This is a genomic window from Arcobacter sp., from assembly GCF_050300555.1.
Taxonomy (GTDB): Bacteria; Campylobacterota; Campylobacteria; order Campylobacterales; family Arcobacteraceae; genus Arcobacter.
In genome coordinates this window covers 136,608-149,126 of record NZ_JBNKXY010000003.1, presented here as the reverse complement: position 1 = coordinate 149,126, position 12,519 = coordinate 136,608, and the positions used below count along the sequence as shown (strand labels likewise).

The 12,519-nt window shown below is 27.1% G+C and carries 14 protein-coding genes; 7 read left to right on the top strand and 7 right to left on the bottom strand.

All coding sequences use genetic code 11. The annotated features are described in order from the left end of the window. The first annotated feature begins 75 nt into the window (after positions 1-75). Complete coding sequence (locus ACQY5W_RS03605; protein ID WP_428023575.1) at positions 76-321, top strand: hypothetical protein; 246 nt, start codon at positions 76-78, stop codon at positions 319-321. A gap of 15 nt (positions 322-336) precedes the next feature. Then, positions 337-738, top strand: a complete 402-nt coding sequence (locus ACQY5W_RS03600; protein WP_428023574.1) for a hypothetical protein — start codon at positions 337-339, stop codon at positions 736-738. Positions 739-748: 10 nt separating this feature from the next. Here the strand turns inward: ACQY5W_RS03600 and nth are convergent, their stop codons facing one another. Then, on the bottom strand, positions 749-1,393 hold the full coding sequence (gene nth / locus ACQY5W_RS03595; RefSeq protein ID WP_428023573.1) for an endonuclease III: 645 nt from the start codon (positions 1,391-1,393) through the stop codon (positions 749-751). A 115-nt stretch (positions 1,394-1,508) separates the two neighbouring features. Here nth and ACQY5W_RS03590 point away from each other — a divergent pair, with 115 nt between their 5' ends. From ACQY5W_RS03590 to ACQY5W_RS03580, 3 genes are all read left to right on the top strand, one after another. Beyond that, positions 1,509-1,781, top strand: coding sequence for a type II toxin-antitoxin system Phd/YefM family antitoxin (locus tag ACQY5W_RS03590; protein WP_428023572.1), 273 nt, complete (start codon positions 1,509-1,511; stop codon positions 1,779-1,781). Next, positions 1,782-2,105, top strand: coding sequence for a type II toxin-antitoxin system RelE/ParE family toxin (locus tag ACQY5W_RS03585; RefSeq protein WP_428023571.1), 324 nt, complete (start codon positions 1,782-1,784; stop codon positions 2,103-2,105). A 131-nt stretch (positions 2,106-2,236) separates the two neighbouring features. Next, entirely contained in the window at positions 2,237-4,381 is a 2,145-nt protein-coding gene (locus ACQY5W_RS03580; protein WP_428023570.1) for a KAP family P-loop NTPase fold protein, read from the top strand. Between the two features lie 175 nt (positions 4,382-4,556). On the opposite strand, the gene uvrB is transcribed toward ACQY5W_RS03580, so the two are convergent. Genes uvrB through greA form a run of 4 tightly spaced genes read right to left on the bottom strand, consistent with a single transcriptional unit; the run spans position 4,557 to position 8,273 of the window. Beyond that, positions 4,557-6,530 carry an excinuclease ABC subunit UvrB gene (uvrB, locus tag ACQY5W_RS03575; RefSeq protein WP_428023612.1) on the bottom strand — a complete coding sequence of 658 codons (1,974 nt, stop codon included), beginning with the start codon at positions 6,528-6,530 and terminating at the stop codon, positions 4,557-4,559. Continuing rightward, the gene (locus tag ACQY5W_RS03570; RefSeq protein WP_428023569.1) at positions 6,527-7,084 is read right to left on the bottom strand and encodes a hypothetical protein; all 558 of its coding nucleotides are present in this window, start codon (positions 7,082-7,084) and stop codon (positions 6,527-6,529) included. Before ACQY5W_RS03570 ends, uvrB begins: the two co-directional genes overlap by 4 nt. Beyond that, the gene (locus ACQY5W_RS03565; protein WP_428023568.1) at positions 7,081-7,782 is read right to left on the bottom strand and encodes a UDP-2,3-diacylglucosamine diphosphatase; all 702 of its coding nucleotides are present in this window, start codon (positions 7,780-7,782) and stop codon (positions 7,081-7,083) included. The genes ACQY5W_RS03570 and ACQY5W_RS03565 overlap by 4 nt, the downstream gene beginning before the upstream one ends. Before the next feature lie 5 nt (positions 7,783-7,787). After that, the gene (gene greA, locus ACQY5W_RS03560) at positions 7,788-8,273 is read right to left on the bottom strand and encodes a transcription elongation factor GreA (RefSeq protein WP_428023567.1); all 486 of its coding nucleotides are present in this window, start codon (positions 8,271-8,273) and stop codon (positions 7,788-7,790) included. Between the two features lie 92 nt (positions 8,274-8,365). Here greA and ACQY5W_RS03555 point away from each other — a divergent pair, with 92 nt between their 5' ends. Beyond that, a complete protein-coding gene (locus ACQY5W_RS03555) occupies positions 8,366-9,010 on the top strand; it encodes a ThiF family adenylyltransferase (RefSeq protein ID WP_428023566.1) in 645 nt (214 codons plus the stop codon). A gap of 67 nt (positions 9,011-9,077) precedes the next feature. Beyond that, positions 9,078-9,980 carry a chemotaxis protein CheV gene (locus tag ACQY5W_RS03550; RefSeq protein ID WP_428023565.1) on the top strand — a complete coding sequence of 301 codons (903 nt, stop codon included), beginning with the start codon at positions 9,078-9,080 and terminating at the stop codon, positions 9,978-9,980. 23 nt (positions 9,981-10,003) lie between these two features. Here ACQY5W_RS03550 and argH read toward each other — a convergent pair whose 3' ends face one another. Further along, the gene (gene argH, locus ACQY5W_RS03545; protein WP_428023564.1) at positions 10,004-11,392 is read right to left on the bottom strand and encodes an argininosuccinate lyase; all 1,389 of its coding nucleotides are present in this window, start codon (positions 11,390-11,392) and stop codon (positions 10,004-10,006) included. Between the two features lie 129 nt (positions 11,393-11,521). Beyond that, complete coding sequence (locus ACQY5W_RS03540) at positions 11,522-12,502, bottom strand: iron-sulfur cluster assembly scaffold protein (RefSeq protein ID WP_428023563.1); 981 nt, start codon at positions 12,500-12,502, stop codon at positions 11,522-11,524. Positions 12,503-12,519 lie beyond the last annotated feature (17 nt).

Sequence of the window (12,519 nt, the reverse complement as noted above, 5' to 3'; positions counted from 1 at the left end):
ATTTTAAATTAATTTATTAGAAATAATAATACCAAGAGTAATATGCTATACTTTAAAAAAATAAATGGAATATATATGCCTAAAGTAATGTTAGAAATAGAAGAAGAAAATTTAGATACTGTTTTAACTATTTTAAAAAGTATTAAATCAGAACTTATATCAAATATATCTGTAGATGAGAGTACCTTATCAAAAAAGCCATTTAAATATATCCCAAAAAATGGTATTAAAAAAAGAGTATCAAATGTACAAAAGCCAATAAAAGGTGCTATTAGTCTAAAAAATGATTATAAAGCAAATATTCAAAGTAAACTTTCATAAAAATAGGAAATCATTATGCAAATATTTATAGCAATAATACTAATCATTATTTTAATTGCTTCGATTATTTATAAATTAAATAATAAATTTGAAAAAAAAGAGTTACTTATTTTAATAAGTATAATTGTAGTGGTAATATTAGTTTTTACAATGTATGAAAAAAATCAAAAGAACTTTTTACCAAATGCTTTTAAAGAAAAATATAAAAAAGAGACAAATGTCGATATTTTAAAACTTTCAAGTGAACTTTTAAATAATAAAGTAGTCTCATCAAAAGACCATTTTATATATAAATTTACTTATATAATAAGAAAAAATAACAAAGAGTATTTATGTGTGGCAAATAATGTAAATATTAATAAAATCCAAGATGAATATATCTTCGATAAATGGACAGAAGAGTGTAAAGAACAATAGTCACTTAAGTCTAAGCTGGCTTAAATGACTGTTTGGTTTTACACACATGAGGAAACAAACAATTATCACAATCAGGATTAAGTGCCTTGCAAGTATATCGCCCAAATAAAACCATTGCTTGATGGAAAATATGTAAATCCCCTTTTAGTTTTTTTACTAAATCAGCTTCCGTTTGCTCAACTGTTTTACCATCACTAAGCCCCAATCTATGAGATACTCTAAAAACATGAGTATCTACAGCCATCAAGTTTGCACCCTCAGCTTCTATCATAAATACATTAGCTGTTTTATTTCCAACTCCAGCTAACTTCATCAAAGCTTTTGTATCATGTGGAATATCACCACCATGATTTTCAATAACACTTCTAGCCATCTTTATAATATTTTGTGACTTGTTATTAAAAAAAGAACATGATTTCAATAAATCCTTCACGTCTTCTAAACTAGCTTCCGCCAAATCAAAAGGAGTAGGATACTTTTCAAAAAGTGCTGGTGTAATTATATTTACCCTTTTATCAGTACATTGTGCAGATAAAATTATAGCAATAAGTAGTTCAAAATCATTTTTATAATTTAGTTCAGTAACAGCCTCGGAGTATTTTTCTACAAAGGCTTCTTTTATTATTTCAATATCTTTTTTGGTTGCTTTTTTCATAGCTAGAATTTTAGTAGATTATTTTAAATGTAGGGTTAAAAGATAAAAAAATATTTATCATTAATACTAAATTAAATCTAAATTAAGTACAATTTTACATACAAAAAGGAATATCATGTATTTAAGTCAAGATATAAAACCAATAAGTTTTCTAAAATCAAAAACAGCTGATGTGATTAATGGAGTAAATGAAAATAAAAGAACTGTCATAATTACACAAAATGGTGAAGCAAAAGCTGTGGTACAAGATATTAAAAGCTACGAAAATATGCAAAATTCAATCAATCTATTGAAACTAATAATCCTAAGTGAAAAAGACATAGAAAATAAAAAACTAATAAAACAAGATGAAATGTTTGATAATTTAGAAAGTACCCTATTCGACTAAATGAAAAACTACGAAGTCCAATGGACAGAAATCGCCCAAAATGACCTTTTAAACATAATAGAATATATCAAAACAGATAGTATAAATATAGCAAAAAAAGTATTCTTACAAATAAAAGAAGAGTGTACAAAACTACACTATTTCCCCGAACGAAACAGAGTAGTACCAGAACTCAATGAAATTGGTATCACAAAATACAGAGAAGTTATTCACAAACGATGGAGAATCATTTATAAAATAGAACACCAAATAGTTTATATTTTACTTGTAGTTGATTCAAGACAAAATTTAGAAGATATTTTATTTCAGAGGTTGATGGGATAATTTATTCATTACATCTTTATAAAAACTCATCAAGAAATAATCCATAATTTAATATCTTATTTTAACTATTTATTTGTTATTACATGAATAAATAATACAATAATAGCTATTCTAGTGTCTAAGGGATATTGATGTTATCAAATGAACAACCAATAAATAATAGAGAAGAAGATTTTTTAAATAGAAAACATTTTGCTGACCACATGACAAGTGCAATTAAAAATTATGAAGATAAAAATAAAAGTAGTTTGACAATTGGTTTATATGGTAAATGGGGTTCAGGTAAGACTTCTTTAATAAATATGGTTGTTGAAAGTTTGAAAGAAGAAAAAGGTTTTATTATCTTAAACTTTGAACCTTGGTTATTTTCAGATACTAATCAATTAATAAGTAATTTTTTTAAAGAGTTTGCAAAAAAGATAAATCATAATGCAAATGAATCTGAAGATATGAAATCCATTGGTACTAAAATGGAAGCTTATGCAAGTTTTTTTGAACCTTTAACATTAGTGCCAGATCCAACAATATCATTAACAAGTAGAGCGATTTCATATGTTTTATCATGGGGTGGTAAGACTTATAAGAAAATGGGTGAGGTTTATGAAAAAGATTTATCTACTACAAAAAAAGAAATTGAAAAACATTTACTTAAGTTAGATAAAAAGATTTTAATAATTATTGATGATATAGATAGGTTAAACAATACAGAAATAAAACAAATATTTCAATTAATAAAATCTTTAGGTAATTTTCCGAATACTATATATCTTTCTTCAATGGATAAAGATGTTGTAGTTAATGCATTATCAGAAGTCCAACAAGGAGATGGAAATGAATATTTAGAAAAGATTATTAATGTACCTCTTGAAATACCACAATTATCAAAGTCAGATATACATAGATTTCTATTTTCTAAATTAAATGAAATAATAAAAGATATTGATGAAAAAGATTTTGATCAATACTATTGGGGTAATATATTTCATAGTGGTTATAAAAACTTTTTTGGAAATATAAGGGATGTAATAAGATATATTAATATTTTAAGATTTAATCATAATGCACTCAAACAAAAAGTTAATATTATTGATTTAATAGTTATTAGTGCTTTTCAAGTTTTTGAACCAAAAGTATATGAATTTCTAAAACACAATAAAGATTTATTAAGTGGTCAAGAGTCTGATAGTAGTTATAATTATAGTCAAAAATCAGAGAATCAAAAAAAATTAAGAGAAGAATTAGATAATTGTAAAGAAAAATTACAAAAACTTAATGAAGATTCATTTTCTAGTTTATTACAAGAACTATTTTTAAAAGTAAATGAAACATTTTCAAATACTCATTATGTGGGTGAATTATCTGATTTAAGAAAAAAATCAAAAGTTTCAAGTCCAGAGTATTTTGATGCTTACTTTAGTTTAACTCTAACAGAGACATTATCAAATTATGAAATAAAAAATATAATTAATAAAACATCAAATGAAAATGACTTTAGTAGTGCTATTGTTGAGTTAATAAAAGATAATAGAATCTCAATATTTTTACAAAGAATTCAAGATTTCACAAGAGAAGATATTCCTAAAGAAAACTTTCAAATTATTTTTAATGTTTTAATGAATATTGGTGATTACATTCCAGAAAATAGAAATGGAATGTTTTCATTTGGTAATAGCCTTGAAATAACAAGAATTTTTTATCAATTATATAGTCAACTTGATAATGAAAATGACAAATATATTCTATTTAAAGAATCTATTGAAAAATCTAGAGAAAGTCTTTATATACCATGTAAAAAAGTTTCAAGTTTTATGAAAGAACATGGAGAATATGAAAAAACTGAGGAAAAAAATGATAAAACTATTTCATTAAAACATTTACAAGAATTAAAAAAGATTTTATTACAAAAAATTAATGATTGGGTTAAATATAAGCTTTTATTTGAACATGATAAAGCATTATCAATTATGTATTTATGGAAAAGAATAGATGAAGAAAATTGCTTAAAATATATAAAAAATAATATTGAAACGGATGAAAAACTACTAAAATTTCTTAAAACATTTATTTATTACTCATATAGTCAAACTATGGGTGACTATACAGAAAAGAAAACAAGAGAACTTAATTATAATGCAATAAAAGACTTTATTAATGTAGAAACATTAATAGCCGATGTACAAACATTAAATAATACTACTCTCAATGAAGAAGAAAAATTTTGTGTTGAAACTTTCACAGGCTTTTATGAAAACAAAATTATAGACAATGACTTTTAAAGTATATTGAACTCTATTCAAAATCTTTATTACACTTTTAATTATAGCTAGAAAGTATTAGATTTTTTAAAAGGTCAAGGCGAAGTTTAAATTTTATGAGGAGCATACACGCAGTATGTGACGACTAAAATTCAAACTTCAACGTAGAGATTTTGAAAAAGATGATACTTTATAGCTATAATTTTTTGATTTTTTCTATTTCATCCCGAAGTCTAATCGCCTCTTCAAAGTTCAAATCCCTTGCTGCTTTTGTCATGGCTTTATTTAGTTCAACCAACATTTTCTTTCTCTCAGCTGCTGGCATTTTTTCTAGCTTATCTTTTTTCCAAGCTAAATCATCGTACTCTTCAAGTTTTAAATTCTCATCTAAAGTTCTAATAGTAGTTTTTGGAGTTATTCCATGTTCTTTATTATATGCTTCTTGTTTTGCTCGTCTAGCATTTGTTGTATCTATTGCAAACTGCATGGACTCTGTTATTTTTTTAGCGAAAAGTATTACTTTTCCATTTTGATTTCTTGCTGCTCTTCCCATTGTTTGGATTAGTGAAGTTTTACTTCTTAAAAATCCTTCTTTATCTGCATCAAGTATTGCTACAAGTGAAGTTTCTGGAATATCTAAACCTTCTCTTAAAAGATTTATTCCCACAAGTACATCAAACTCACCTAGTCTTAATTCTCTAATTATTTGATTTCTCTCTATAGCATCAATTTCAGAGTGCATATATTTTATTTTCATACCTAAGTTTGCATAATAAGCTGTCAATTCTTCTGCCATTTTTTTAGTTAAAACAGTTACTAAAACTCTCTCATTTTTTGCAACTATTTTTTTAATTTCATCATGCAATTTTTCAACTTGATATTCACTATCTTGTATCTCAATAATTGGGTCCAATAATCCAGTTGGTCTAATAACTTGTTCTGCAACAACTGAACTCATCTCAACTTCAAGTTCTTTTGGAGTTGCACTTACAAAAAGATAATATGGTGCTTTATTGATAAATTCATCAAACATAAGTGGTCTATTATCCAAAGCACTTGGAAGTCTAAATCCATACTCTACAAGTACCTCTTTTCTACTTCTATCAGCTGCGTGCATTCCACGAAATTGAGGTAAAGAGACATGGGATTCATCAACTATTAGCAAGAAATCTTTATCTATTTGAGCAAAATAATCTAAAAGTGAATATGGTGTTTCTCCTGGTGCTTTTCCTGTAAGAAGTCTGGCATAGTTTTCTATTCCTTTACACATACCAGTTCCTTCAATCATCTCTAAATCAAACTCTACTCTTTGTTTTAACCTTTGGTATTCTACAAGTTTATCTTCTGCTTTAAAAAAAGCCAATCTCTCTTCTAACTCTTTTTCTATCTCTTTAACAGCATTTGCTAATCTATCACTTGAAACAACAAAAGGATTAACTGAATAAATTGTAATATCGTCTAACTCTTTTACCTTTGTATTTGTTAGATATTCATGTGTAGTTATAGATTCAACCTCATCACCAAAAAATTCTATTCGCAAAAACTCATCTTCCCAATAGGCTGGAAAAATATCAATTACATCTCCATTTACTCTAAAATCTGCCCTATCAAAAAACTTATCATTTCTTTTGTAACCCATATCTACAAGTTTCATAAGAAGTTGTTTTTGAGAATATTCAAAACCTGTTTCAAGTCTTTGAACCATAGCTTTGTATTCTTCTGGGTTTCCCAAACCATAGTTAGCTGAAACAGAAGCTATAACAATAACATCATCAAAAGATAAAAGTGAAGCTGTCGCACTTAATCTTAATCTTTCAAGTTCTGCATTTATAGAAGAATCTTTTTCTATAAATAAGTCACTTCTTGGAATATAAGCTTCTGGTTGATAATAATCATAATAAGAAATAAAATATTCCACATGATTATTGGGAAAAAACTGCTTAAACTCACTATAAAGTTGGGCAGCAAGTGTTTTATTATGAGTCATTATTAATGTTGGTTTTTGTGTTTTTTCTATGACTTTTGCCATAGTATAAGTTTTACCTGAACCTGTAACTCCAAGTAAGGTATTGTATTGGTTTCCAGCTAAAATTGAATTGCTTAGTTTTTCTATGGCTTGGGGTTGATCTCCAGCTGGAGAATATTGACTCTCAACTTTAAATACTGCTATGCGTTATCCTTTGTTGTATTTTTATATCGAGACAAATAACACATCATAGTTGCCACTTCTTGAGCATTCCAAATAAGATCTTTACATAAAGCATCTTTTGTTTTATCTATTTTCACTTCAGCTTGATATTTTTTTATAAATTTTTTCATTTCAGCTTCTAAATTTTCAAGGCTTTCATTTATTATTTCTCTATGAAAAACTTCTTCAATATCTGGTAAAAAAAGTTCTAAATCCCTTTTATACATAGCAACTAAAAAACTAACTTGCCAAGAGTGCCAAGAATTGTTTTGATACTCTTTTTCATCATTTTTATAATCTAGTATTTTATATACATCAAAAAGTTCTTTAGAATTTTCTCGTAATCTGTTATTATTTAATGATTCTATTGCACTAGGTAGTTCAATAAGTCTTATATTTAAAGACTTTTTTTCCTCTTCTTTATGATAAGAACCTACAATCTCACCTCTTTCTAATCTATTTTTATAAACTAACAATAACACCAACAAAAGAGCCAGAAACACAATAGATGATAATAAAAAAGCAGTTAAACTCATAAACTTTTTCCTATAAATTCATTTTCAATTAACACAACATATTCATTACTACAATTTAAAGATTGTATATTTTTATATCGCTTTTTGTCAAGAGTATACTCTTTACCTTGATGAAAATGTCCTTCAATTATCATTTTTGCATCATAATGCTTAACTCTTTTTGAAACAATTTCTTTAAAATTTTTTATTTTATGACAAATATTTTTACCTAAAAGTCCATAATAAATCTTTTTAGATATAAAATTATTAAAATCAATTGCATTCATAAACAATAAAAAAATCTTATTTCTTATAAACTTACAGTAAATTTCATAAAAAATATCATTTACATAAATGTCACCATGGCTTAAAGCTACACTTTGATTTTTATAAGTCATAAAAATAGGTTGGGCTTCCCTTTTATAAACTTTTATATGGGGGAATAAATCTTTTAAGTTATAGTCGTGATTACCTTCTAAATATATAATCTCAATACTTTTTGATAATTCATTTAAAAGAGTAATTACCTTATTGTTTCTTTTAATAAAATACTTACTCTCTCCGGAAATAAAATCAAACATATCACCCATCAAAATTAATTGTTCAGTTTCTATTTCCTTTATTTTTAACTTTTTTAAAAAAATTAAAAGCTGATTTCGTTTTTCATTGAAATGAGAATCAGCAATAAATATTGCATTTTCTTTTATATTCTGGGGCATAGGTTCTATAATTCTAACTCTTTATAAAATACTTCCAATACTTCAAAAGTTTTTACACCACCTGGAAGAGTTGCAGAAAATTCATCACCTTCTTCTTTTCCCATAAGCTGTTTAGCTAAAGGCGAGTTAAATGAAATCATCCCTTTGTCTGCATTTGACTCTACACCACCTACGATTGAATACTCAAACTCTTCATCTGTATCGACATTTAGTAATTTTACAGTTGAACCAAATGATACTCTGTCATGTGGTAAAGTTGAAGGATCAATAATTACAGCTTTACTAAGGATTGCCCCAAGTTCAGCAATTTGTATATCTATTAATTTTAATTTCTCTTTTGCGGCATGATATTCGGCGTTTTCTTTTAAATCACCTAACTGTCTAGCTTCATCCAATGCAATGACAGTTTCAGGTCGTTCACTACTTTTTAAAAAATCTAATTCATTTGTAATCTTTTCATAGCCAACATTTGTCATTGGTTCTTTTTCCATTAATTTCTCCATAAATATTTTTTCTATTTTAATTTGCTATAATACCCAAAAAAAATAAAAAATAAAAAATAAATTTGCGAAAGAAGATATGTATGTCAAAATACGATAGAACTTTAAAATTATTTGGAGATAATAATTTTAATAAATTTCAAAATACAAAAATAATACTTTTAGGTGTAGGTGGAGTTGGTTCATTTGCTTTAGATTCACTTTATAGAACAGGAGTTACAAATATAACTATTGTTGATTTTGATACCTATGAAGAATCAAATTTAAATAGACAAATGGGAAGTGAAGGCAATATTGGAAGAGTTAAAGTTGAAGCTTTAAAGGAAAAATATCCAAATCTTGAAATAATCCATGAAAAAATAACTGAAGCATGGGTTGATGAGTTTGATTTTAGTTCTTTTGATTATATTTTAGATGCAATTGATGATATTAAACCAAAAGTTAGACTAATTCAAAAATATTACGATAAACTTATAAGTACAAGTGGTAGTGCAAAAAGAATTGACCCATCTAAGATTGAATATATCTCAATTTGGGAAACTTATAACGATCCATTTATTAGAAAAATAAGATATGAATTAAAAAAACGAGGTTTTAAAAAGAAATTCAAAGTAATTTTTTCAGGAGAAAATCCAAATTGTATTGAAAAAGGAAGCTTTGAAGGAGTTACTGGCTCTTTTGGTTTAATGATGTCTTCAATTACAATTCAAAAAATAATTGCTAATTGAAGAAATAATCAATAAACTATAAGAAAAAAATTAATATAATAAGAATATTTGCAAAAAAAGGGAATACATGAGTGGTATAAATAGTGTTGAGCAAATGACTCAAGGGCATCTTAGAAATGTACAACAATTAGCCGTATTTTATACTGGAAAGAATAATATCTATGCAATAAATATTGCAAAAGTAAAAGCTTTTGTAATTACTGAAGAAGTTACAATTAATGATACTCCATCTGATACGGATGTTGTTGCAGGTATTGCGACAATTAGAGGGGAACCAGTTACTCTTGTTAAGCTTGATGCTTGGTTAGGTAATAAATGTCTTGAATTAGAAGATTATAAGTTAATTATTTATTGTGAATTTAACCATAAAAAAATAGGTTTTTTAATCAAAGATATGCTTGATATCGTAGAAAAAACTACTGATGAATTAAGACATACTGAAGAAACAAACTCTAAAATTACATACACGACATATGTAAAAGTTCATGACAAAAATGAATTATGTACTGTATTTAATGCAGAGCAATTACTAAAAGACCTAGGTTGGACAAATGATGGTGATGATGTTATGAATAAATACATTGAAGCACCTTTTTCTAGTACAAAACTTGTTTTAGCTGCAGAAGATTCTAATGTTGCAAGGGAAGTTTTAAGAAAATTCTTCCAAAAAGCAGATGTAAAATATGAAATTTATAACAATGGTGCAGAACTAATTACTAGAATTCAAGAATTAGATCCTTCAAAAATAGGTTTAATAATTACTGATATTGAAATGCCAGAAACAGATGGTTTCCAAGTTGCACAATTTGTAAAATCTAGTAGTAAATACGAAAATGTTCCATTGATTGTAAACTCTTCAATGACAACGGATGCAGTTAAAAATAAAATGAATCAAATCGGTGTAGATGGATTTATTGGTAAAACTGATATTCAATCTTTATATAACGTATCTAAAAAATATTTAGCTTAAAAAAATTAGATGATTTAAATCATCTAATTTTTTAACCACTTTTCAAATATCTCAATTTGTTCTTTTGTAGTTTTTGTAGAAGTTCCACCAAATGATGTTCTTGCATTCATAGAAGCTTTTAAATCTAAATACATCAAAATCTCTTCATCAATATTTTTTATCTCATCATTAGCAGATCTAATCTCCTCAAGAGTTAGTTCACTAATATCTTTATTTAAACTATTTGCAACTGCAACCACATCTTTAGTAATATAATAAGCAGTTCTAAAAGGCATAGCTTGTTTTTGAACTAAATAATCAGCTAAATCTGTAGCAGATAAATGCCCTATTTTACAAGCATTTGCCATTTTTTCTACATTTACAATCATAGTTTTTATAACTTCATTTAAAATTGAAATAGAGATTTCAATAGTTTTAACAGAATCAAAAACACCCTCTTTATCTTCTTGAGTATCTTTATTATATGCTAATGGTAATCCTTTCATTACAGTTAACAATGAAACTAAATTTCCATATACACGTCCTGTTTTTCCTCTTAATAATTCAGGAACATCTGGATTTTTCTTTTGTGGCATAATTGAAGAAGTTGTTGCATACTCGTCACTCATTCTTACAAATTGGAACTCATAAGATGACCAAGTTACTAACTCTTCAGATATTCTACTTATGTGCATCATTGATGTACTAATATTAAATAAAATTTCTAAGGCAAAATCCCTATCAGAAACTGTATCAAGTGCAGAAATTGTAGGAGAATTAAAGCCTAATTTTTCAGAAGTTGAAAATCTATTTATATTGTGTGGAGTTCCTGCTAATGCAGCACTTCCAAGGGGACAATAATTATTTCTTTCATATGAACTTTCAAATCTTTCAAAATCTCTTTTGAACATATTTGCATAAGCTAGCATGTGATAACCGAAGTTTATAGGTTGAGCATGTTGTAAATGTGTCATTCCTGGAATTAAAGTCTCTGTATGTTTTTTTGCAACTTCAACAAATGTATTTACAAGCTCTTTTAATTGTGCTTTGATTGATAAATTTTTATCTTGAACATAAAGTCTAAAATCAGTAGCAACTTGGTCATTTCTACTTCTTGCAGTATGAAGTCTTTTTCCAGCTTCTCCAATAATCTCAGTTAATCTACTCTCAACTGCCATATGAATATCTTCATGTTCAATTTTAAACTCAAATTTTCCAGATTCGATTTCTTCTTTTACTTGAAGTAAACCTCTTTCGATATCTTCTTGATCTTTTGTAGTTAAGATACCTTGCTCTTTTAACATTTGAGAGTGTGCGATTGAACCTTTTATATCTTGTGCATAAAGTTCTTTATCGAACATAACTGAAGCATTAAATTCATCTAGAAGCTTTGCATTTGTATTTTTTAAAATTTGATTATTGCTATTTTGCATAAAAATATTCCTATAATTATCATGATTTTTTGATTGAAGTTCGAATTATATCATAAAAGATATCTATTTAAAATTTTAAAGAGAGAAGTCCAAAAAAGAGAAAGAAAGTTCTTTCTCTTCTAGTTTAGATTAAATTGGTAAAACTCTGATATTTTCATCAACTTTTTGTTTTAATACTGACTCAATAGCGTATAATGTTCCAGTATCCCCAGACGCACATCCTGAACATGCACCTAAGTATCTAATATAGATATCATAATGTGGAGTATTTTCTTTAATATCAATAATCTCCATATTACCACCATCCATAGCAAGCATTGGTCTAATATCATTATCTAAAATGTCATCAATAACCTTGATTCTTTGAACAATAGTCATTTTATCAAAGCTTGCTTGTCCAGCAGTACTTGCATCAGCAGCAGCTTTTAATTTTTCATGTTCCATTTCTGCGTGTACATCTTTTAAAATATCAACTAAATAAATATCTTTTTCTTCATGCCCACCAGGCTTAATACATGATTTACAAAATGCTCCAGCTTTTGTATAATCAGTTACTTGCTCAACAGTTTGTAAATTATTTAATTTAATTACTTCTTGTAATGTTGATAATGAAACTCTAGCACACTCACAAACAATAACTTCTGTTTCAAAAGAGTCAATATCTACACCTTTGTATGTTGATGCAGCTTTTTTAATAACATCATATGCCATAACTGAACAGTGCATTTTTTGAGGAGGAACAGCAGGAACATCTGGATGGTCTCTTAATGCTTTTTCAACATCAATATTTGTAATTTTAACTGCTTCATCAACAGTTTTTCCAATACATAATTCAGCCATAACATCACTTGAAGCAATTGCAGTTCCACATCCAAAAGATTTAAATTTAGAATCCATAATTACATCTGTTTCTTCATTTACAACCCAATAAAGTCTAACTGCATCACCACATGATTCTGCTCCAAAATCTGCAACGATTAATTTCCCACCAGCTTTTGCAGCCATCTCTTCAGTGATTTCGCCTTGGTGTAAAGGTTCATCCATTCTTCTTATAACTTGATTAGAATATTCATCCCAAATTGAACCACTTATTAAATCATTTTTAGCCATTTTATATCCTTTTTAAA

Bases quoted from the DNA above. Each gene is read 5' to 3' on its own strand.
- ACQY5W_RS03555 (WP_428023566.1), top strand. From the start codon at position 8,366: ATGTCAAAATACGATAGAACTTTAAAATTATTTGGAGATAATAATTTT.
- ACQY5W_RS03590 (WP_428023572.1), top strand. From the start codon at position 1,509: ATGTATTTAAGTCAAGATATAAAACCAATAAGTTTTCTAAAATCAAAA.
- ACQY5W_RS03565 (WP_428023568.1), bottom strand. From the start codon at position 7,782: ATGCCCCAGAATATAAAAGAAAATGCAATATTTATTGCTGATTCTCAT.
- argH (WP_428023564.1), bottom strand. From the start codon at position 11,392: ATGCAAAATAGCAATAATCAAATTTTAAAAAATACAAATGCAAAGCTT.
- greA (WP_428023567.1), bottom strand. From the start codon at position 8,273: ATGGAAAAAGAACCAATGACAAATGTTGGCTATGAAAAGATTACAAAT.
- ACQY5W_RS03570 (WP_428023569.1), bottom strand. From the start codon at position 7,084: ATGAGTTTAACTGCTTTTTTATTATCATCTATTGTGTTTCTGGCTCTT.
- ACQY5W_RS03550 (WP_428023565.1), top strand. From the start codon at position 9,078: ATGAGTGGTATAAATAGTGTTGAGCAAATGACTCAAGGGCATCTTAGA.
- nth (WP_428023573.1), bottom strand. From the start codon at position 1,393: ATGAAAAAAGCAACCAAAAAAGATATTGAAATAATAAAAGAAGCCTTT.
- ACQY5W_RS03600 (WP_428023574.1), top strand. From the start codon at position 337: ATGCAAATATTTATAGCAATAATACTAATCATTATTTTAATTGCTTCG.
- ACQY5W_RS03585 (WP_428023571.1), top strand. From the start codon at position 1,782: ATGAAAAACTACGAAGTCCAATGGACAGAAATCGCCCAAAATGACCTT.
- ACQY5W_RS03540 (WP_428023563.1), bottom strand. From the start codon at position 12,502: ATGGCTAAAAATGATTTAATAAGTGGTTCAATTTGGGATGAATATTCT.
- ACQY5W_RS03580 (WP_428023570.1), top strand. From the start codon at position 2,237: ATGTTATCAAATGAACAACCAATAAATAATAGAGAAGAAGATTTTTTA.
- ACQY5W_RS03605 (WP_428023575.1), top strand. From the start codon at position 76: ATGCCTAAAGTAATGTTAGAAATAGAAGAAGAAAATTTAGATACTGTT.